At 65.1% G+C, this 18,413-nt stretch carries 22 protein-coding genes; 11 read left to right on the plus strand and 11 right to left on the minus strand.

Translation table 11 applies throughout. The annotated features are described in order from the left end of the window. Positions 1-7: 7 nt before the first annotated feature. Entirely contained in the window at positions 8-1,177 is a 1,170-nt protein-coding gene (locus tag HZS63_RS01090) for a class I SAM-dependent methyltransferase (RefSeq protein WP_180682168.1), read from the minus strand. Between HZS63_RS01090 and HZS63_RS01095 the strand changes: the two genes are divergently transcribed. The 4 genes from HZS63_RS01095 to HZS63_RS01110 are packed head-to-tail and all read left to right on the plus strand — an operon-like array spanning position 1,176 to position 4,038. Further along, positions 1,176-1,955: an SDR family oxidoreductase gene (locus HZS63_RS01095; RefSeq protein ID WP_180682169.1), complete on the plus strand. Its 780-nt coding sequence runs from the start codon at positions 1,176-1,178 to the stop codon at positions 1,953-1,955. The two genes, HZS63_RS01090 and HZS63_RS01095, sit on opposite strands and share 2 nt — an antisense overlap. Positions 1,956-1,982: 27 nt before the next feature. Continuing rightward, positions 1,983-2,393, plus strand: a complete 411-nt coding sequence (locus HZS63_RS01100; RefSeq protein WP_180682170.1) for a dihydroneopterin aldolase — start codon at positions 1,983-1,985, stop codon at positions 2,391-2,393. 18 nt (positions 2,394-2,411) lie between these two features. Next, entirely contained in the window at positions 2,412-3,380 is a 969-nt protein-coding gene (gene ttcA / locus HZS63_RS01105) for a tRNA 2-thiocytidine(32) synthetase TtcA (RefSeq protein WP_180682171.1), read from the plus strand. Between the two features lie 7 nt (positions 3,381-3,387). Continuing rightward, positions 3,388-4,038 (plus strand): DUF4136 domain-containing protein, encoded by a 651-nt coding sequence (locus HZS63_RS01110; protein WP_180682172.1) that lies wholly within the window; start codon positions 3,388-3,390, stop codon positions 4,036-4,038. A gap of 9 nt (positions 4,039-4,047) precedes the next feature. Here the strand turns inward: HZS63_RS01110 and HZS63_RS01115 are convergent, their stop codons facing one another. Then, positions 4,048-5,028 (minus strand): chemotaxis protein, encoded by a 981-nt coding sequence (locus tag HZS63_RS01115; protein ID WP_180682173.1) that lies wholly within the window; start codon positions 5,026-5,028, stop codon positions 4,048-4,050. A gap of 92 nt (positions 5,029-5,120) precedes the next feature. On the opposite strand from HZS63_RS01115, the gene HZS63_RS01120 reads away from it, so the two are divergent. Continuing rightward, positions 5,121-5,768, plus strand: a complete 648-nt coding sequence (locus HZS63_RS01120) for a histidine phosphatase family protein (RefSeq protein WP_180682174.1) — start codon at positions 5,121-5,123, stop codon at positions 5,766-5,768. A gap of 62 nt (positions 5,769-5,830) precedes the next feature. On the opposite strand, the gene ruvB is transcribed toward HZS63_RS01120, so the two are convergent. Both ruvB and ruvA read right to left on the minus strand, forming a co-directional pair. Continuing rightward, the gene (gene ruvB / locus HZS63_RS01125; RefSeq protein WP_180682175.1) at positions 5,831-6,886 is read right to left on the minus strand and encodes a Holliday junction branch migration DNA helicase RuvB; all 1,056 of its coding nucleotides are present in this window, start codon (positions 6,884-6,886) and stop codon (positions 5,831-5,833) included. Positions 6,887-6,908: 22 nt separating this feature from the next. Continuing rightward, on the minus strand, positions 6,909-7,484 hold the full coding sequence (gene ruvA / locus HZS63_RS01130) for a Holliday junction branch migration protein RuvA (protein WP_180682176.1): 576 nt from the start codon (positions 7,482-7,484) through the stop codon (positions 6,909-6,911). A 30-nt stretch (positions 7,485-7,514) separates the two neighbouring features. On the opposite strand from ruvA, the gene HZS63_RS01135 reads away from it, so the two are divergent. From HZS63_RS01135 to ybeY, 3 genes are read left to right on the plus strand one after another with little or no spacing between them, the layout of a single operon-like run. Continuing rightward, the gene (locus HZS63_RS01135) at positions 7,515-8,468 is read left to right on the plus strand and encodes a PhoH family protein (RefSeq protein ID WP_180682177.1); all 954 of its coding nucleotides are present in this window, start codon (positions 7,515-7,517) and stop codon (positions 8,466-8,468) included. 21 nt (positions 8,469-8,489) lie between these two features. Beyond that, positions 8,490-9,365 (plus strand): metallophosphoesterase family protein, encoded by an 876-nt coding sequence (locus HZS63_RS01140; RefSeq protein WP_180682178.1) that lies wholly within the window; start codon positions 8,490-8,492, stop codon positions 9,363-9,365. Then, positions 9,362-9,823: an rRNA maturation RNase YbeY gene (gene ybeY / locus HZS63_RS01145; RefSeq protein ID WP_180682179.1), complete on the plus strand. Its 462-nt coding sequence runs from the start codon at positions 9,362-9,364 to the stop codon at positions 9,821-9,823. Before HZS63_RS01140 ends, ybeY begins: the two co-directional genes overlap by 4 nt. Here ybeY and HZS63_RS01150 read toward each other — a convergent pair. From HZS63_RS01150 to tyrS, 4 genes are read right to left on the minus strand one after another with little or no spacing between them, the layout of a single operon-like run. Beyond that, complete coding sequence (locus HZS63_RS01150) at positions 9,808-10,518, minus strand: hypothetical protein (RefSeq protein WP_180682180.1); 711 nt, start codon at positions 10,516-10,518, stop codon at positions 9,808-9,810. The two genes, ybeY and HZS63_RS01150, sit on opposite strands and share 16 nt — an antisense overlap. Further along, a complete protein-coding gene (gene dtd, locus HZS63_RS01155; protein WP_180682181.1) occupies positions 10,515-10,961 on the minus strand; it encodes a D-aminoacyl-tRNA deacylase in 447 nt (148 codons plus the stop codon). Before dtd ends, HZS63_RS01150 begins: the two co-directional genes overlap by 4 nt. Next, a complete protein-coding gene (locus HZS63_RS01160) occupies positions 10,958-11,887 on the minus strand; it encodes a cation diffusion facilitator family transporter (RefSeq protein ID WP_180682182.1) in 930 nt (309 codons plus the stop codon). The genes dtd and HZS63_RS01160 overlap by 4 nt, the downstream gene beginning before the upstream one ends. Before the next feature lie 23 nt (positions 11,888-11,910). After that, complete coding sequence (tyrS, locus tag HZS63_RS01165) at positions 11,911-13,152, minus strand: tyrosine--tRNA ligase (RefSeq protein WP_180682183.1); 1,242 nt, start codon at positions 13,150-13,152, stop codon at positions 11,911-11,913. A 207-nt stretch (positions 13,153-13,359) separates the two neighbouring features. Here tyrS and HZS63_RS01170 point away from each other — a divergent pair, with 207 nt between their 5' ends. After that, on the plus strand, positions 13,360-14,694 hold the full coding sequence (locus tag HZS63_RS01170; RefSeq protein WP_180682184.1) for a M23 family metallopeptidase: 1,335 nt from the start codon (positions 13,360-13,362) through the stop codon (positions 14,692-14,694). Positions 14,695-14,732: 38 nt separating this feature from the next. Then, positions 14,733-15,863: an anhydro-N-acetylmuramic acid kinase gene (locus tag HZS63_RS01175; RefSeq protein WP_180682185.1), complete on the plus strand. Its 1,131-nt coding sequence runs from the start codon at positions 14,733-14,735 to the stop codon at positions 15,861-15,863. Between the two features lie 51 nt (positions 15,864-15,914). Here HZS63_RS01175 and erpA read toward each other — a convergent pair whose 3' ends face one another. The 3 genes from erpA to rplM form a co-directional block, all read right to left on the minus strand. Next, positions 15,915-16,280, minus strand: coding sequence for an iron-sulfur cluster insertion protein ErpA (gene erpA, locus HZS63_RS01180; RefSeq protein WP_180682186.1), 366 nt, complete (start codon positions 16,278-16,280; stop codon positions 15,915-15,917). Between the two features lie 172 nt (positions 16,281-16,452). Beyond that, the gene (gene rpsI, locus HZS63_RS01185) at positions 16,453-16,845 is read right to left on the minus strand and encodes a 30S ribosomal protein S9 (RefSeq protein WP_180682187.1); all 393 of its coding nucleotides are present in this window, start codon (positions 16,843-16,845) and stop codon (positions 16,453-16,455) included. Positions 16,846-16,854: 9 nt separating this feature from the next. Next, positions 16,855-17,286, minus strand: coding sequence for a 50S ribosomal protein L13 (gene rplM / locus HZS63_RS01190; protein ID WP_180682188.1), 432 nt, complete (start codon positions 17,284-17,286; stop codon positions 16,855-16,857). A 186-nt stretch (positions 17,287-17,472) separates the two neighbouring features. Between rplM and HZS63_RS01195 the strand changes: the two genes are divergently transcribed. Beyond that, on the plus strand, positions 17,473-18,390 hold the full coding sequence (locus HZS63_RS01195; protein ID WP_180682189.1) for a 23S rRNA (adenine(2030)-N(6))-methyltransferase RlmJ: 918 nt from the start codon (positions 17,473-17,475) through the stop codon (positions 18,388-18,390). The last annotated feature ends 23 nt before the right edge of the window (positions 18,391-18,413 follow it).

Here is an 18,413-nt window from a genome sequence, read left to right on the forward strand (position 1 = left end):
CGGGCCCTCACAAGGTATGGGTGCGGTCGCCCCGGGCAAAGCCCATGGGCAGCCATCCCTCGGCGCTGGCCATGGGCGCCAGGGCCAGCACCTTGAACAACTCGCCCATCTCATGCTCATGCACCAGGCGCGCGAGCCCGGCACGCTCGGCCATGGGCGCCTGGGCCGCCAATTCCAACAAGCCGGCGTTGAGCAGAAAGCGCCCCTGGCTGGTATAGCCCATCACCTGCAGCCCCGCTTCCTGGGCTGCCAGCGCCACGCCCGTGAAATTGACATGGGCCGTGATGTCCTTCAGCCCGACATCGGCCAGCGGATCGGCGTCGCTGCGGTGCAGACGGTGGCACATGAGTGTGCCCATGTGGCGCTGTGGGTGGTAGTACTCCGTTTCGGGAAAACCGTAATCGATGAAAAAGGCCGCCCCGCGCCTCCAGTGGTCGGCCAGCGTACGGATGAACGCCTCGGCCTGCGGGTGGATTTCGGTCAGGTAGTCGTGCGCCCCCGGCACGTCGGCCGGTGGTCGCAGCGGCGTCGGCCTATCCGCCCAGACCAGTTCCTCTGGGCGACCATGGGTGGCAGGGCGAATCGCCACGCCCCGTTCGTACCAGACGCCGCCGGAGCGCTTCAAGAGCTGCACCGGCATGGCGTCGAGCACCTCGTTGCCGAGCACCACGCCCTCCAGTCGCCCCGGCAGGGCTGATGCCCATTGCACCCGGTCGCCCCAGGCCGCCAGACGCTGCTGCTGGCGCTGACGCAGGACACCCGAAAGATCGACGATGGTGTAGCGCCGCCACGGCACGCCATCGGCCTGCAGTTGGGTGAGCACCTGCTCGGCCAGCGCGCCACTGCCCGCGCCAAACTCCCAAACCTCATCGGTGCCAGTGGCCTGCAGGGCCTGGCCGACCTGCCGCCCCAACGTGCGGCCAAACCAAGGCGAGAGCTCGGGCGCCGTGACGAAGTCGCTACCGCTGAGGGGCAGCGCACCAAACTTGACCAGGCCGTTGGCGTAATAACCCAGGCCCGGGGTGTACAAGGCCAGGGCCATGAAGCGGTCGAACGGCAGCCACCCCCCGGCCTCGTGACAGGCCTGGACGATCACTGACCGCAGCTCGCCTCCCCCGTCGCTGGGGGGGACCGGTAAAATTTCGGCTTTTGAGTCCACCCGCGGATTGTCCTCCATGTCCTCCCCCGACCCGAAGCGCACCGTGCTCGTCACCGGTGCCGGCAAGCGCCTGGGGCGAGAGATCGCCCTGAACCTGGCCCAGGCTGGCTGGCAGGTGGCCGTGCACTACCGACACTCGGTCCGCGAAGCCCAAGCAACGGTCCGGGACTGTCAGGCGCTGGGCGTGGACAGCGAGCCCTTTGCCGCCGACCTGGGAGACGAAGCCGCTTGCCGCGCCCTGGTGCCGGCCGTGGTGGCGCGGTTCGGGCGCCTGGATGCGGTGATCAACAGCGCATCCACCTTTGAGCACGACAGCGCGCAAACCTTCTCCTTCGCCGCGATGGATACCCATCTGCGTGCGAACACCGGTGCGGCCATCGTCCTGGCCCAGAGCCTGCACACCCACCTGCTGCAGCGCTGCCCGGGCAAGGCGGCCGTGGGCACCGTGGTGAACCTGCTGGACCAGAAACTCTGGAACATGAACCCGGACTTCTTCAGCTACACCCTCTCGAAGGCGGCACTGGAAGCCGCCACCACCATGCTGGCCATGGCACTGGCACCGGCGATGCGGGTGGTGGGCGTGGCCCCGGGCCTGACCCTGACCAGCCACATGCTCAGCGACGAGAAATTCCAACAACTGCATCGTCAATCGCCTTTGGGCCGCTCGTCCACCCCCCAGGATGTGGCGGCCACCGTCCGCTTCGCGCTGGACAACCGCTCCCTCACCGGAACCACGCTGCTGGTCGACGGCGGCCAGCATCTTATGCGCTTCGAGCGTGATTTCTCGCTCATGTAAACCTCCTCCGATCGCATACCGCCCAACATGAGCCCTCCCAAGTCTCACCCTTATGCCCTGCGCGGCCTGCACAGCGGTGCCGGCACGCAGATCCTCACCCTCACCGGCCTGCGTTTCAATGCCAACCTCGGCATCCTGGACCACGAGAAAACCGGGCCACAACCGATCCAGGTCGATGCCGAACTCAACCAGGGCACCCAGCCGCTGATCCCGCATGACGACGACATCAGCCACGTCCTCGACTACCGCAAGGTGCGTCAGATCATCATCGACGAATGCACCGCCGAACACGTGAACCTGCTGGAGAGCCTGATCGGCAAGCTGGCCCATCGGCTCATGCAGCTGCCGGGGGTGATCGGCGTGCGCGTCAAGATCGCCAAGCTGGAAATCTTTGACGACTGCGAAGTGGCCATCCGCATGGAAAGCGGGCAGTGGTGACCCCCGAAGGAATACAACATGACCACCGACACCCACGCACAAGCCCCCTCACAAGCCCCTGTCGCTGCCACCATCGAAGCCTCTGTGGACGCCAAAAAAGCACTGAAGATCGAGCGCGAAGACCACAAGCTCGAAAAGCGCCTCTGCCGTCAGGTGGGCGAAGCCATCGCCGACTACCGCATGATCAATGCCGGCGACCGGGTGATGGTCTGTCTGTCGGGCGGCAAGGACAGCTACACCCTGCTCGACATCCTGATGAAATTGCGCCAACGCGCCCCGATCGACTTCGAGCTGGTGGCCGTGAATCTGGACCAGAAGCAGCCGGGCTTTCCGGCCCACGTGCTCCCCGAGTACCTGAGCCAACTCGGCATTCCGTTCCACATCGAGACGCAGGACACCTACAGCGTCGTCAAGAAGGTGATTCCCGAAGGCAAGACCATGTGCAGCCTGTGCAGCCGGCTGCGCCGGGGGATTCTGTACAAGGTGGCGCGCGAACTGGGCTGCAACAAGATCGCGCTGGGCCACCACCGCGACGACATGCTGCAGACCCTGTTCCTCAACATGTTCTTCGGCGCCAAGCTCAAAGGCATGCCGGCCAAGCTGGTGAGCGACAACGGCGAGTTCATGGTGATCCGCCCGCTGGCCTATGTGGCCGAGAAGGACATCATCCGCTGGGCGCAGGTGCAGCAATACCCCATCATCCCCTGCACGCTGTGCGGCAGCCAGGACAACCTGCAGCGCGTGCAGGTGGGCAACATGCTGCGCGAGTGGGACAAGAAATTCCCAGGCCGGCTCGACAACATGCTCAAGGCGCTGCAAAACGTGGTGCCCAGCCACTTGATGGATCGGCAACTGTTCCCGTTCGAGACCCTGCAAACCACCGGCGTGGCCGACGACAACGGGGACACCGCCTTTGACGAGGAACCCTTGCCCACGGCCCCGACTCTACCCGCTGAACAGGTCATCGCCCTGACCCCGTCGCACTGATTGCCGCATGCCACACCTTCGCCGAACCGACCCGATACGACCGGCGCTGATCGCGCTGGGCATGGCCTTGGCTTTGGCGCTAGGCGGTTGTGCCAGCGTGATCCGGCTGGACAACGACGTGCAAAGCTATCCGCAATGGCAAGAGGGACAGAACCCCGCCCCCGGAGACGGTTTCCGCTTCGATCGCCTGCCCTCCCAGCAGGCGCACGACGAGGCGCAGCGCCAACTCGAATCCCTGGTGGCCGAACGGCTCATCGAGAAGGGGCTGGTACACCAGCCTGAACCCGCCGAAACGGCTAAGTGGTCGGTTGAAGTGAGCGCCCGCTCTCAACGCTTTCTCTATGGTCCGGGGGGAAGTCCCTACAGTCCCTGGCCCGGCCCCGGCCTCGCAGGGCGGGACTACGTGGTCACGGGCAGTGGCCAGGTGGTGTGGATGCCCTGGGGTTGGTGGACGCCGCCGCCTCACTACCAGCGGGAGCTGTCGGTCATCGTGCGCGACCGGCGCACCGGCCGGGCGGTGTACGAGAGTCGGGCTGCCCACGATGGTCCCTGGGCCGACCATCCACGCCTCTGGGAGGCCCTGGCACAAGCCGCATTGGACGGGTTCCCGACCCCGCCCCCGGGCCCCCGGCGTGTCGTGATCGAAGTCCCGCGCTGACCGCGGGTCTCAGGCCGTCACGGCTTCGTAGCGGGCCAGCACCTGGCGCAGCACATCGGCCAGTTCCTTGGCCGCGAACTTGGCCACGTAGGCATCGGCGCCAGCGCTGCGCACATGGTTCTCGTTGGTGTCGCCGGTCAGTGAGGAGTGAATCACCACCGGCACGCCTCGCATGGTCACGTCGCGCTTGATGTTGCGCGTCAGCGTGAAGCCGTCCATTTCGGGCATTTCCAAGTCGGTCAGCACCACCGCCACCCGGTCGTGCAGGGGCTGCCCGGCTTTCTGACACTCTGCCGCGATCGCCTGCAGCCGGCTCCAGGCCTCCTGGCCGGTCTTGTACATTTCGAACGGCAGCCCCAAAGCCTTGAGCTCCTGTTCGATCATGCTGCGGGCCACGTAAGAATCGTCGGCCGCGACCACGACCGATCCCGGCCGAATCTTCACCGTCGGGCCCACCGCTTGAGCCTTCACCTCCACATCCTGGCTGGGCAAGATGCGCTGGAGAATGGACTCCACATCCAGGATCTGAGCGAGACGGGTGGTGTTCTGGTCCCCGTCGAGGCGGGCAATGCTGGTCACGTAGCCTCGGGCCATGGAATCGTCGGCCGACAGGATTTGATTCCAGTCGAGCCGCACGATATCCTCCACAGACTCGGCCGCAAAAGCCTGGGTGGTCCGGGCGTACTCGGTCACCAACATGATGTTGAGCCCGGTCTTGGGTACACACCCCACCACGGCGGGCAGATCGATGACCGGAATCACCTGCCCCCGCAGGTTCACCACCCCCAACACGTGCGGGGGCGAACCGGCCATGGCGGTGACCTCGGGCATGGCGACAATCTCGCGGATCTTGAACACATTGATACCAAACAGCTCCGATCGATCGCTGCCGGGCGCTTCACCCAGGCGAAACAACAGCATCTCGAACTTGTTGGACCCTGTGAGGTTGGTGCGTTCGTCGATGTCTTTCTGGAGGGAGGATGCACTCATGTTGACTCCTGTCCGGCCGCGGCGATGTGCCGGCCTCGTTACCATTCTAGGATGAGAACACCCGATTCCGATTCCCCCATGGAGGACTAGGCGTGCACTGCACTCGCATTGTGGCGATCCGGCATGGCGAAACCGCCTGGAACCGCGACACCCGCATTCAGGGACACATGGACATCCCGCTCAACGAGACCGGCCACTGGCAGGCGCGCCGCACCGCCGAAGCGCTGCGCGCAGAGGACGTGGCCGCCATCTACGCCAGCGATCTCAGCCGTGCGCACCAGACGGCCAGCGCCATCGCCGAAGCGCTCGGCCAGCCCGTACGGCACCACACGGGTTTGCGCGAACGTGGCTTCGGGGTATTCGAGGGCAAGACTTGGGCGGAAATCGAGGTTGAGCATCCGCACGTTGCGCAGGCTTGGCGGCAGCGCATCCCGGCATTCGCCCCGCAAGGTGGCGAATCGCTGCTGATGCTGCGCGATCGGGTGGAACAGACCATCCATGAGCTGGCGCGCCGGCATCTGGGTGAACAGATCGTGGTGGTGGCGCACGGCGGGGTACTGGACATGCTGTACCGCGCCGCCACCCGCATGGACTTGCAGGCCCCCCGGACCTGGACGCTGGCCAATGCGAGCATCAACCGGGTGCTGTGGTCCAGCGAAGGGTTGAGCCTGGTCGGCTGGGGGGATACCGCCCATTTGCAAACCGAACCAGGCGCCGTGCTGGACGAACGCCTGGCATGACCTTCTTTCTGACAGGCAGCGGCTCCGCGCTGCGGCTGAAAGCACCGGCTGGGTCGAACCGATCACAAGCCGAACAGCCCGCCTTCCGACACGGGCGGCTGCAGCCCCAGGTGGCGGAACGCCGCCAGCGTGGCCACCCGACCGCGCGGGGTGCGCTGCAGGTAGCCCTGCTGGATCAGGTAAGGCTCGATCACGTCCTCGATGGTGTCGCGCTCCTCGCCAATGCTGGCCGCGATGTTGTCCAGCCCCACCGGACCGCCGTCGAATTTGTGGATCACCGCTTCCAGCAGCTTGCGGTCCATCAGGTCGAAGCCCTGTGGATCGACATCCAGCATCGCCAGGGCCTTGTTCGCCATCTCCAGCGTGATGGTTCCGGTGCCCTTGACCTCGGCGTAGTCGCGCACCCGGCGCAGCAGCCGATTGGCGATGCGGGGGGTCCCGCGCGAGCGGCGCGCGATCTCGAACGCCCCTTCCGGCTCGATCGGAGCCGCGAGCAGGCCGGCACTGCGCCGCACGATGCTGGCGAGTTCGTCTGGCGTATAGAACTCCAGCCGCCCCACGATGCCGAACCGGTCGCGCAACGGGTTGGTGAGCATGCCGGCGCGGGTGGTGGCGCCCACCAGCGTGAAGGGCTGCAGGTCCAGCTTGATGCTGCGCGCTGCAGGCCCTTCGCCGATCATGATGTCGATCTGGTAGTCCTCCAGTGCGGGGTAAAGGATTTCCTCCACCACCGGGCTGAGCCGGTGGATTTCGTCGATGAACAGCACATCGTTGGGCTCCAGGTTGGTCAGCAAGGCCGCCAGGTCTTTGGGCTTTTCCAGCACCGGTCCGCTGGTTTGGCGCAAATTGACACCCAGTTCGTGTGCGATGATGTGCGATAACGTGGTTTTCCCCAAACCGGGCGGACCAAACAACAGCACGTGGTCCAGCGCTTCCTGGCGCTTCTTGGCCGCCCCAATGAAAATTTCCAGTTGCTCACGCACCTTGGCCTGGCCCACGTATTCGGTCAGGCCTTTGGGACGGAGTGCACGCTCCAGCGCCTCTTCGCGGCTGCTTTCAGGCACGGCAGACACCATGCGCTTGGGTGCGGGGGCAAAGTCGTCGGTTTCTATGGCCATGGATGCCCTCTACAGTCGCGCCTTACTTCGCCAGCGCCTTCAGCGCCAGCTTGATGCCATCGCTCACCCCCACGTCGGCCGGCAGGGCTTTGAGCGCCGCAGCGGCTTCCTTGTCGTTGTAACCCAGTGCCAGCAGCGCCTGCTGGATGTCGTGGAGGGCGTCGTTGGGGGCCGCACCGCTCACCGGCCCCAGGTCGGCGCCGATCTTGCCTTTGAGCTCCAGCAACAGGCGTTCGGCCGTCTTTTTGCCGATGCCCGGCACCTTCACCAGCCGCCCCACCTCCTGGGCCGTCACCGCCTGCGCCAGGTCCTGCACGCTCATGCCCGACAAGATGCCCAGCGCCGTGCGCGGCCCCACGCCGGTGATTTTGATCAATTGCCGAAAAGCCTCACGCTCCGCAGCCGTTCCAAAGCCGTAGAGGATCTGCGCATCCTCGCGCACCACGAAATGCGTCAACAGCGCCACCTTCTCGCCGCTGGCCGGCAAGTGGTAGAACGTGCTCATGGGCACATCCAGCTCGTAGCCCACGCCGTGACAGTCGATCAGGATGTGCGGGGGATTTTTTTCCAGCAGCGTGCCGGTCAACTTGCCTATCATTGGAGCATTCCTTTTTCTTGGATTATCGGTTTGATTCTTCGCCACACCTTTTCCCCACCCGACAATGTGCGCATGTCGCACCTGTGCGGCCCCATGGACGCGCACATCCGCACGATCGAAGCCGCGCTTCAGGTCAAGGTCGCGCACCGCTTCGAGCAGTTCCGCGTCGAAGGCCCCAAGGCCAAAGCCCAGCAAGCCCTGGAGGTCCTCCAGGCGCTGTACGAAATGGCGCGCGCACCCATTCCCGCCGAGCAGGTGCAGCTCATGCTCAGCGGTGACACCACGCTGCCCGACGGCGATGTGGACGCCGTGGTGGTACAGACACGCCGCGGCGAGGTGCAGGGTCGCACCGCCAATCAAAAACGCTACCTGGCCAACATGGCCACGCACGACATCACCTTCGGTATCGGCCCAGCGGGCACGGGCAAAACGTATCTGGCGGTGGCCTGCGCGGTGGATGCCCTGGAGCGCAGCGCTGTGCAGCGTATCGTGCTGACGCGCCCGGCGGTGGAAGCCGGCGAGCGTCTGGGCTTTTTGCCCGGCGACCTCACACAAAAGGTGGACCCCTATCTGCGTCCGCTGTACGACGCGCTGTACGACCTGATGGGCTTCGACAAGGTGCAAAAAGCCTTCGAGCGCCAGCAGATCGAGATCGCCCCGCTGGCCTTCATGCGTGGCCGCACGCTCAACCACGCCTTCGTCATCCTCGACGAAGCACAGAACACCACGCCCGAGCAGATGAAGATGTTCCTCACCCGCATCGGCTTCGGCAGTAAGGCCGTGGTCACGGGTGACGTGAGCCAGATCGACCTGCCGCGCACCCAGTTGAGCGGGCTGATCGACGCCGAGCGCGTGCTCAAGCGCGTCAAGGGCATCGCCTTCAACCGCCTGACCAGCGCCGACGTGGTGCGCCACCCGCTGGTGGCCCGGATCGTGGACGCCTACGAAGCGCGCAGCGTCCCCGCCGGCCATGGCACGGCCTGACCCCCCAATCACGACGCCCCGATGCGCTCCATCGCTTTCGTCTCCGATATCCACGGCAATCTACCCGCCCTGCAGGCCGTGGCGCAGGACATCGTCCGCCAGGGCGTACGGGTGGTGGTCAACCTGGGCGATGCCTTGAGCGGTCCGCTGCTCGCCCGCGACACCGCCCACTGGCTGATGCGTCACGGCAGCACCTCGGCAGATGCAACGCCCTGGCTGCACATCGCTGGCAACCACGAACGGCAATTGCTGGCCGCCGTCGAGCAACTCACGCAACCCCTCCAGGCTCAAGACCCCACTGACAGCGACCACCTGGCGGCGCTCGACATGGACGATGCCGCGCTGAACTGGGTGCGCACACTGCCCCAGCCGACCCGACCGGACTTGCTCGAAGGCCGCTGGCGAGCCGATCTGCTGGGACCGGAAGTGGCCCTCTGCCACGGCAGCCCCCGCCACGACACGGAATACCTGCTCGACACCCCCGAGGGCGAACACCTGCGGCTTGCCTCGATTGAAGAGCTCGAAGAGCGGCTGGCCCAGCGCATCCCCACCCACATCACCCTGCTGGCATGCGGCCATTCCCACCTGCCCCATACGCTGAGCCTGCCCCGCCGCGGTGCCCCGGCGCTGCGACTGCTCAACCCCGGCAGCGTGGGCCTGCCCGCCTACGACGACGACACCCCCTATCCCGCCTCCCGCTACCACCGGGTGGAAAACGGCAGCCCCGACGCCCGCTACGCCATCGCCAGCCAGACCACACCGGGCAGCCCCTGGACAGTGGCGTTGCGCACCGTACCCTACGACCCCGAACCCATGGCCCGACTCGCAGAACGGCATGGGCGCCCCGACTGGGCATACGCCCTACGCACCGGTCGCATGCCGCGTCATCCATCATGAGCCTGCCCCGACTCACCCTGTCGCTGCAGTTTTCCCGACTGCCGGACCCAGCCCCACACCGTGCCGCCTTGCCCCGCCACCAAGTGGCCCGCTGGTTGCGCCACGCGCTCGACGCGGACGGCGAATTCACCGTGCGCATCGTCGGCGAAGAAGAAGGCCGCTGCCTAAACCGCGACTACCGCCAGAAAGACTACGCCACCAACGTGTTGACCTTCGACTACGCCCACGAGCCCGTGGTGATGGCCGACCTGGTGCTGTGCGCCCCGGTGGTGGCCCGTGAAGCCGCCGAACAAGGCAAAACCCTGCAGCAGCACTATGCCCACCTGCTGGTGCACGGCGCGCTGCACGCCCAGGGCTGGGACCACGAAACCAGCGAAGCCGAGGCCGAGGCCATGGAGGCCCGTGAAATCGATATTCTGGCCCGACTGGGCTGGCCCAACCCCTACGAGCGCTGCTGATCACGCCAGCGCCGGATCGCCGGCAGCGATTGCAGGTAGTGGTAGGCCGTTTGTGCGTCGGTGTAGCGGTGCGCCGCTCCCACCGGACAGGCGTTGCGCGCCAGGCAGCGGTCCTGACAGGCAGAGCCCGGTTGCAAGCGATGGTCGATACAGGCGCCGAGCCGCAATCCCCCATCCGGGTCCAGCGCTGCGGCTGGACACGCCGTCACGCAAGGTGGATCGATGCACGACAGGCAAGGCGACGCCAGAGAGCGCCGAGGCGTCACCGGCAGCGCCGTGTCGGCCAACACCACCGCCCGATAGGCGAACCAGCTGCCCCATTCGGCATCCACGCCCACCCGGAAGGGCGACGCGTGATGCCAACCCGCGAGTTCGCCCAGGCGCTGCAGTCCCACGGGCCGCGACCCCGGAAACACCAGCTCCCAGACGTGGCCTGCCAGCGGGCCGTTCATCCAGTCGCGCACGCATTCGGTCACGAAGGCATCGACCGGGTCGCTGCCGTGCCAGCCACGCCGCTGCAATGCCGTCCAGAAGGCACGCCCCTGGTGCCCGATCAGAATCAGTTGCCTGTAGGGCGTGGGCGCGTCAGCGGTCAGGCCCAGCGAGGCACGGATGTCCGTCGGCAGGGTAGCCAGATCCATGACCGCATGCAGGTTTAGGCCCTGCTCGGTCAAAGGAGCCAACGGGTCGCTCATGCCGCAGACATCGCCATCGGGATCGTGACCGGGCCGTCGTTGACCAGATGCACCTGCATGTCGGCGGCAAACTGGCCCGCCTGCACCACGGGATGCGCCGCGCGGGCCTGCGCCACAAAGTAGTCGTACAAGCGCCGGCCTTCCTCGGACGCCGCCGCGCCGCTGAAGCTGGGCCGGTTTCCCCCTGACACATCGGCCGCCAGGGTGAACTGGCTGACCACCAGCAAGCCGCCACCCACATCCTGCACGCTGCGGTTCATCTTGCCCGCATCGTCGGCGAAGATGCGCAGCTTCAGCACCTTCGCCAGCAAGCGGTCGGCTACGGCGTCGGTGTCGCCCTGCTCGGCGCACAGCAGCACCAGCAGGCCCTGACCGATCTGGCCGATCACGGCACCCTCCACCTCGACCCGGGCCTCGCGCACCCGCTGCAGCACGGCTTTCATTTCAGATCGTCCTCGTCCTGGAAATGCGCCTCCACGTTGTGCGGCAGCAGTTGGATGGTGGCACGCAAACCGGGCACCGCGCTCATGAGGGCCTGCTCCACGCTGGCGCGCAGGGCAGCGGCCCGCCCCAGCGACCAGGCGGCGGGCAGGTGCATGTGCACATCCACGAAGCAACGGTGCCCTGCCCGACGGGTGTGCAGGTGATCGAAGCGCACGATCACGGCCTCGCCGCGCCGATGTTCAAACTGCGCCAGCGTCTCCAGGATGATGGCCTGCACCTCGGGATCCACCGCCTGATCCATCAGCCCCTGGGACGACTTCCACACCAACCTCGCCCCCTCGCGCAGGATGTTGAGCGCCACCGCGATGGCCACCACGGCATCCAGCCAGAGCCAGCCAGTGAACGCCACGAGCACCAGCCCGAGCAACACCCCGGCCGATGTCCACACATCGGTGAAGAGATGGCGGGCATCGCCCTCCAGCGCCATGGAGCGGTGCACGCGCGCGGCCTGCAACATCACCCAGGCCAGGAGGCCGTTGAGCGCCGCGCTGAACACGGACAGCCCCAGGCCCCAGCCCAGCTGCTCCAGCGGCTGCGGCACCAGCAGCCGGCCCACGGCCGCCCACAGGATGGCCAGCGCCGCGACGATGATCAACACCCCTTCGAAGCCCGACGAAAAGTACTCCGCCTTGTGATGGCCGTAGGGGTGGTCGTCATCGGCGGGACGCGCCGCCACCGTCACCATGAGCAGACCAAAGGTCGCGCCCGCGAGGTTGACCAGCGACTCCAGCGCATCCGACAGCAGGCTGATCGACCCCGTGATCCACCAAGCCGCCGTCTTGAGCACAATGGTCAGCAGAGCCACGACCACCGACACCGTCAGCAAGCGGCTGGGCGTCAGGCGCTGGATCAGGGTATGGTTCATACCTTGTACGCGGGTTGTGCGGCTCAGCCCAGTGTGACCCGGGCAAATTTGCGCTTGCCCACCTGCACCACATAGGTGCCTGCAGGCAGTTTCAACCCCTTGTCGCTGACCGTGGATCCATCGACACGCACGCCGCCGCCATCGATGAGGCGATTCGCCTCGCTGGTGGACGGCGCCAGGTTGGCCTGCTTGAGCAGCACCCCGATCCCCAGCGGCGCCCCCGACAGAGCGACCTCGGGGATCTCGTCCGGCACGCCGCCCTTGCTGCGGTTGATGAAGTCCTGCACGGCCGCCTCGGCCGCCGCCGCGCTGTGAAAGCGGGCGGTGATCTCCTTGGCCAGCGCCACCTTGGCGTCCTTCGGATTCGCCCCTTGCGCCACCGCCGCTTTCAGGGCCTCGATCTCGGCCTCCGACTTGAACGACAACAGGGTGTACCAGCGCCACATCAGTTCGTCGCTGATGCTCATCACCTTGGCGAACATGGTGTTGGCGTCTTCGGTAATGCCAATGTAATTGCCCTTGGACTTGGACATCTTCTCGACCCCGTCCAACCCCTCGAGCAGTGGCATGGTCAAAATGCATTGCGGCTCCTGCCCGTACTCGGCCTGCAGGTGGCGGCCCATGAGCAGATTGAACTTCTGGTCGGTGCCGCCCAGCTCCAAATCGCTCTTGAGCGCCACCGAGTCATAGCCCTGCATCAGCGGGTAGAGAAACTCATGCACGCTGATGGGCGTTCCAGCCTTGAAGCGGTCATGGAAATCGTTGCGCTCCATCATGCGCGCCACGGTGTATTTGGCAGCCAGCTGGATCATGCCCATCGATCCCAGCGGCAAGCTCCATTCGCTGTTGTAGCGGATTTCGGTTTTCTCAGGATCCAACACCAGGCTGGCCTGCTTGTAATACGTCTCGGCGTTGACCTGGATCTGCTCGGGCGTCAACGGTGGGCGGGTGCTGTTGCGTCCCGACGGATCGCCGATCAGGCTGGTGAAGTCGCCGATCAAAAAAATGACCGTATGGCCCAGATCCTGCAACTGGCGCATCTTGTTGAGCACCACGGTGTGGCCGATGTGGATGTCCGGAGCGGTCGGATCCAACCCCAGCTTGATACGCAACGGCTGGCCACTGGCTTCGCTTTTCTGCAACTTTTTCAGCCAATCCGCCTCAGGAATGAGTTCCTCGCAGCCGCGGCGTGTCACGGCCAGGGCGTGTTGGACGGCATCACTCACGGTGACGGGCGATTTCTCGGACGAGGAGCGTTCGGTCATGAGGGTTTTCACAGATGTCGGACTGGCCGTACAGGTTTACAATCGCTGGCTGGATTGGCGAGGGATTTTATGTTGGCTCGCTTCTTGCTGCTCACGATACCAACTCTTCTTGCAGCGCCGGAAAGCACGCCCACATCCCCATCGAAACCGCAAACCACCATTGTGCACCGCATCGGTACACCAGTTTGGTATTGACCCCACAATCGCATGAACGCATTGGCCCGACAAATCAAACACACGCTGAACCAGCACCCCAAACGGTTCATGACGGGCCTGGGCGCCATACTGCTGGGCACCGGCGTCACGGCATTCGGTATCGCCCCCCTGGAAGCCGACATCGACCAGATGCCGGTGCGTCAACTGGTCGAAACCGTCCAGCCGGGCGTGCTGTCGGCGCAGTCGGCATTCGAAGCTCCCGTGCCCTTCGTCCTGTTCCGCACCGACGTCACCCGCCGCGAAGATACCGTTCAAAGCCTGCTCCAGCGGCTGGGCGTCAACGATGCCGAAGCCCAGCAATTCCTGCGCCGCAACAGCACCGCCGCCGAGCTCCTGCGTGGCCGTGCCGGCAAGCTGGTACGAGCTGAAACCGACGACAACCAGCAACTCATCCGTCTGACGGCCCGCTGGATCGTCAATGACAACGCCGACCACTACCAGCGTCTCGTGATCGAACGCCAGGCCGACGGCTTCGAGGCCCGGATCGAGCAAAGCGAATTCACTTCCTCGGTACGCCTGAGCAGTGGCGTCATCCGCTCCTCACTGTTCGCCGCCACCGATGCCGCGCGCCTGCCCGACAGCATCGCCTCGCAACTGGCGGACCTGTTCTCGGCCGACATCGACTTCCGGCGTGACCTGCGCGCCGGCGACACCTTCAGCGTCGTGTACGAGGCCCTGGAGGCCGACGGCGAACTGTTGCGCTACGGCCGGCTGCTCAGCGCCGAATTCGTCAACAAAGGCAAGACCCATCAGGTGCTCTGGTTCGAGGAGCCCGGCAAGAAAGGGGCTTACTACACCTTCGACGGTGAAAGCACCCGGCGCGCCTTCCTGGCATCACCGCTGGCGTTTTCCCGCATCAGCAGCGGCTACGGCATGCGCTTTCATCCCGTACATGGCGGACGGCGCCCGCACCTCGGCGTGGACTACGCCGCCCCCACCGGTACGCCGGTGCGCACTGTCGGTGACGGCACGGTGCAATTCGCCGGCTGGCAGCGTGGCTATGGCAACGTGGTGTTCATCCAGCACCGCCAGGACAAGGTCACCGTGTACGCCCATTTGCACCGCATCGACGTGCGCCGGGGTCAGCGTGTCGAACAGGGCGATCTGATTGGCCAGGTCGGTTGTACCGGGGTTTGTACCGGACCACACCTGCACTTCGAATACCGTGTCCGCGGCGAACACCGCGACCCGCTGATCATTGCCCGTGAAGGCGGCGGCGGTGAACCGGTGTCAGCCAAGGCAAGGCCCGCCTTCAACGAAGCCGCCCAGGCCATGCGCCTGAAACTGGCTTCGGCCAACACCATCGTTCAGGCCAGCGCTGACTGAGCCGCACCCTCACGGGTGAGCCTGCTCCCGGTCGCACGATGCTGGACGACGCTTACATCGGCCTGATGTCCGGCACCTCGCTGGACGGCGTCGACGGTGTGCTGATGGTTTGGCCTGATGGGCGGGCCTCTCCTCGCGTCATCGCCTCAGCCTCGCTTGCCTTCCCTGCGGCATTGCGGCTCGCCTTCCTGGAATTGAACCAGCCAGGCGAGAACGAATTGCACCGCGCCGCCCAGGCGGCACATGCGCTCACCAGCCTGTACGCCGACCTCGTGCAAGAGCTTCTGCAGCAGGCCGGCGTGAGCCCTGCCGACGTGCGGGCCATCGGCGCCCATGGGCAAACGGTGCGCCATCAACCGCCGGGCACCGCCAGCGCCGCGCCCTACACCATTCAGTTGAACCAGCCCGCACTGCTCGCCGAACGTTGCGGCATCACCGTGGTGGCCGACTTTCGCAGCCGCGACATCGCCGCTGGCGGCCAAGGCGCACCGCTGGTGCCGGCCTTTCACCGACACATCTTTGGCCGGACAGGCCACTCGGTCGCCGTGGTGAACATCGGCGGCATGGCCAACATCACGGCGCTGCCCGCTTCAGGCCCTGTGCGCGGGCTCGATACCGGTCCCGGCAACGTGCTCATGGACCTATGGTGCCACCGGCACACCGGCGCCTGGTTCGACGATGACGGCCGCTGGGCCGCCAGCGGCACGGTGGACGCCTCGCTGCTGGCACACCTGCTGCAAACACCCTACTTTCACCAGAAAGGGGTCAAGAGCACCGGACGCGATCTCTTTCATGCCGCCTGGTTGGACACCCTTCTGCAAGACCATGCCCATTTGGCTCCAGCGGACGTACAGGCCACACTCACCGCCCTGACGGCCCGCACCATCGCGGACACCCTGTGCGCATGGGACTGGGAAGGCAGCCCGCTGTCGCAGGTCTGGGTCTGCGGCGGTGGCAGTCGCAACACCACGCTGATGCGCATGCTCAGCCAAGCGCTGCCACAGGTTCCGGTGCAAGCCAGCGATGCCGCCGGCTGGCCCGCGCACTGGGTAGAGCCGGCCGCTTTTGCATGGCTTGCCCGGCAAACGATCCTAGGACTGCCCGGCAACCTGCCCAGCGTCACCGGCGCAGCGGGCCCCCGCGTGTTGGGTGCCATCTACCCCGCATGAAAACGGGCTCCCGGAGGAGCCCGCACAGACCAGCGTTCAGCGGCGGATGGCTCAGACGCTGAAACTCGACCCACAGCCACAGGTCGTCGTGGCATTCGGGTTCTTGATGACGAATTGCGCCCCTTGCAGATCTTCCTTGTAATCGATCTCGGCGCCCACCAGATACTGGTAGCTCATGGCGTCGATCAGCAGGGTCACACCGTTTTTGGACATCTGGGTGTCGTCTTCGTTGACCACCTCGTCGAAGGTGAAGCCGTATTGGAAGCCGGAGCAACCGCCTCCCTGCACGAACACGCGCAGTTTCAGGTCCGGGTTGCCCTCTTCGGCGATGAGCTCGGCGACCTTGGCTGCGGCGCTGTCGGTGAAGACCAGCGGGGCGGGCATGTCGGCTTCGACGTGTTCAGCTACAGCGCTCATGTGTGAATTCCCAATATCAACAAACATCGAAATAGTAAATCAAAGCAGTCGGGAATTCGGTCTGTGCGGCCATTCCCGGTGTTGGCAAGAGGGTTTTTCTTCTCTCCATCGGCAAAAAGCCGCCCCTGGCAGACACACCAGCAGCGGCTTTGACACAGCGCTTGCGCAGCGATCAGCGCTTGGAGAACTGCTTGCGGCGGCGTGCAGAACGCAGACCGACCTTCTTGCGCTCCACCTCACGGGCGTCACGGGTCACGTAACCAGCAGCGCTCAACACGGGCTTGAGCGATGCATCGTAGTCGATGAGCGCGCGGGTGATGCCATGGCGCACAGCGCCGGCCTGGCCTGATTCACCACCACCGTGGACGTTGACCTGGATGTCGAACGTTTCGGTGTTTTCGGTGAGCACCAAGGGTTGTTTGGCAATCATGATCGAAGTCTGACGGCCGAAAAACTGCTCGATGTCCTTGCCGTTGACCGTGATCTTGCCGGAGCCTTTTTTCAGAAACACGCGGGCGACGCTGGATTTGCGACGACCGGTACCATTGTTCCAATCACCAATCATGTGAGCTCCTTAGATGTCCAACACTTTGGGCTGCTGGGCGGTGTGCGGGTGCTCGGCACCACCATACACCTTGAGCTTCTTGATCATGGCGTAACCCAGAGGGCCTTTGGGCAGCATGCCTTTGACGGCTTTTTCCAGGGCACGGCCGGGATGCTTGGCCTGCAGGTCGCGGAAGTTGGTGCCATAGATGCCACCGGGGAAGCCGGAGTGGCGGTAGTACACCTTGTCCAGGGCTTTGGTGCCCGTGACCTTGAGTTTGGATGCGTTGACCACGACGATGTAGTCCCCGGTGTCCACATGAGGGGTGTAGATGGCCTTGTGCTTGCCGCGCAGACGGCGTGCCACTTCGCTGGCGACACGTCCGAGCACCTTGTCGGTGGCGTCAATCACAAACCACTCGTGCACCACCTCAGCGGGTTTTGCGCTGAAGGTTTTGGTCATGAGATTTCTCACAGAGTTGGTTTGGCAGGTCCTTTTCCACGGTCGGTGCCGCTCTGATGGCAGCCTCTTAGGTGGTGTTTGGCCTTGTGCAGACCACTTCGCCGCGGAACCATAAATCGCTGCGAAGCCTTTCATTGTAACCCGAAACCGCTGAGCCAATCAATGGCGGTGCAGTACCATCGGCCCATGTTTTCCTACCGCCACGCTTTTCACGCCGGCAATCACGCCGATGTGCTCAAACACCTGACCTGGTTGGCCATCTTGCGCTATCTGGGCCAGAAGGACACCGCCTTGCAGATCGTGGACACCCACGCCGGGGCCGGGCAGTATCGCTTGGATCAGGGCCATGCCCGCACCTCGGCCGAATCAGACGCCGGCATCCTGCGACTGATGACGGCCGCCGAGACTGCTGCCGCTCGAGCACAGGCCATCCCCCACGCGGTGGCCGACTATCTGAACACCGTCAAGCAATTCAACGCGGATGGCCGTGTCCGCGTTTACCCCGGTTCTCCCTGGATCAGCCAAACCCTGTTGCGGCCGCAGGACAAGCTCAAGCTGTTTGAAGTCCATCCCACCGACGCCAAGCTGCTGTCCAAGCAAGTGGAGGAACTGGGCAAAGGCAAGCAGATCGAGGTGCTGCGCCGCAGTGGCTTTGATGGGCTCAAAGCGCTGTTGCCGCCACCGAGTCGCCGTGGCGCCGTGCTGATCGACCCGAGCTACGAACTGAAAACCGACTACCCGGCCGTACTGGACTGCCTGGAAGACGCCCTCAAGCGCTTTCCGACCGGCACCTACGCGGTCTGGTATCCGATCATCGCGCGCCCCGAGGCCCATGCACTGGCGCGCAAACTCAAGGCACTGGGCACCCGGCTGCAACGCCCCTGGCTCCAAGCCGAACTCAACGTGGGCTTGTTGCCCGAAGAAGGCACAGCCGCCAAGGTGGCCCAAGGCCAGCACCATGGTGGCATGCGGGCCAGCGGGATGCACGTCATCAACCCCCCATTCACCCTGGCTGCACAGCTCAGGGAATCGCTGCCGTGGGCGTTGGCCGCGCTGCGCGAACCCGTGGGCGCCAGTTGGAGCGTCACCCCCTCGAGCCCCTGATGTGTTGGCACTCTTGAGCGGTG

Source organism: Tepidicella baoligensis (genome assembly GCF_013432195.1).
Taxonomy (GTDB): Bacteria; Pseudomonadota; Gammaproteobacteria; order Burkholderiales; family Burkholderiaceae_C; genus Tepidicella; species Tepidicella baoligensis.

Excerpts from the sequence above, each read along its gene's own strand:
- HZS63_RS01160 (WP_180682182.1), bottom strand. The coding sequence starts at position 11,887 with ATGAACCATACCCTGATCCAGCGCCTGACGCCCAGCCGCTTGCTGACG.
- HZS63_RS01150 (WP_180682180.1), bottom strand. The coding sequence starts at position 10,518 with ATGAGCGACCCGTTGGCTCCTTTGACCGAGCAGGGCCTAAACCTGCAT.
- HZS63_RS01090 (WP_180682168.1), bottom strand. The coding sequence starts at position 1,177 with ATGGAGGACAATCCGCGGGTGGACTCAAAAGCCGAAATTTTACCGGTC.
- HZS63_RS01095 (WP_180682169.1), top strand. The coding sequence starts at position 1,176 with ATGTCCTCCCCCGACCCGAAGCGCACCGTGCTCGTCACCGGTGCCGGC.
- HZS63_RS01110 (WP_180682172.1), top strand. The coding sequence starts at position 3,388 with ATGCCACACCTTCGCCGAACCGACCCGATACGACCGGCGCTGATCGCG.
- HZS63_RS01115 (WP_180682173.1), bottom strand. The coding sequence starts at position 5,028 with ATGAGTGCATCCTCCCTCCAGAAAGACATCGACGAACGCACCAACCTC.
- HZS63_RS01175 (WP_180682185.1), top strand. The coding sequence starts at position 14,733 with ATGCTGGACGACGCTTACATCGGCCTGATGTCCGGCACCTCGCTGGAC.
- dtd (WP_180682181.1), bottom strand. The coding sequence starts at position 10,961 with ATGAAAGCCGTGCTGCAGCGGGTGCGCGAGGCCCGGGTCGAGGTGGAG.
- HZS63_RS01100 (WP_180682170.1), top strand. The coding sequence starts at position 1,983 with ATGAGCCCTCCCAAGTCTCACCCTTATGCCCTGCGCGGCCTGCACAGC.
- ttcA (WP_180682171.1), top strand. The coding sequence starts at position 2,412 with ATGACCACCGACACCCACGCACAAGCCCCCTCACAAGCCCCTGTCGCT.
- rplM (WP_180682188.1), bottom strand. The coding sequence starts at position 17,286 with ATGACCAAAACCTTCAGCGCAAAACCCGCTGAGGTGGTGCACGAGTGG.
- rpsI (WP_180682187.1), bottom strand. The coding sequence starts at position 16,845 with ATGATTGGTGATTGGAACAATGGTACCGGTCGTCGCAAATCCAGCGTC.
- HZS63_RS01170 (WP_180682184.1), top strand. The coding sequence starts at position 13,360 with ATGAACGCATTGGCCCGACAAATCAAACACACGCTGAACCAGCACCCC.
- HZS63_RS01195 (WP_180682189.1), top strand. The coding sequence starts at position 17,473 with ATGTTTTCCTACCGCCACGCTTTTCACGCCGGCAATCACGCCGATGTG.
- tyrS (WP_180682183.1), bottom strand. The coding sequence starts at position 13,152 with ATGACCGAACGCTCCTCGTCCGAGAAATCGCCCGTCACCGTGAGTGAT.
- erpA (WP_180682186.1), bottom strand. The coding sequence starts at position 16,280 with ATGAGCGCTGTAGCTGAACACGTCGAAGCCGACATGCCCGCCCCGCTG.
- ruvA (WP_180682176.1), bottom strand. The coding sequence starts at position 7,484 with ATGATAGGCAAGTTGACCGGCACGCTGCTGGAAAAAAATCCCCCGCAC.
- ruvB (WP_180682175.1), bottom strand. The coding sequence starts at position 6,886 with ATGGCCATAGAAACCGACGACTTTGCCCCCGCACCCAAGCGCATGGTG.
- ybeY (WP_180682179.1), top strand. The coding sequence starts at position 9,362 with ATGAGCCTGCCCCGACTCACCCTGTCGCTGCAGTTTTCCCGACTGCCG.
- HZS63_RS01140 (WP_180682178.1), top strand. The coding sequence starts at position 8,490 with ATGCGCTCCATCGCTTTCGTCTCCGATATCCACGGCAATCTACCCGCC.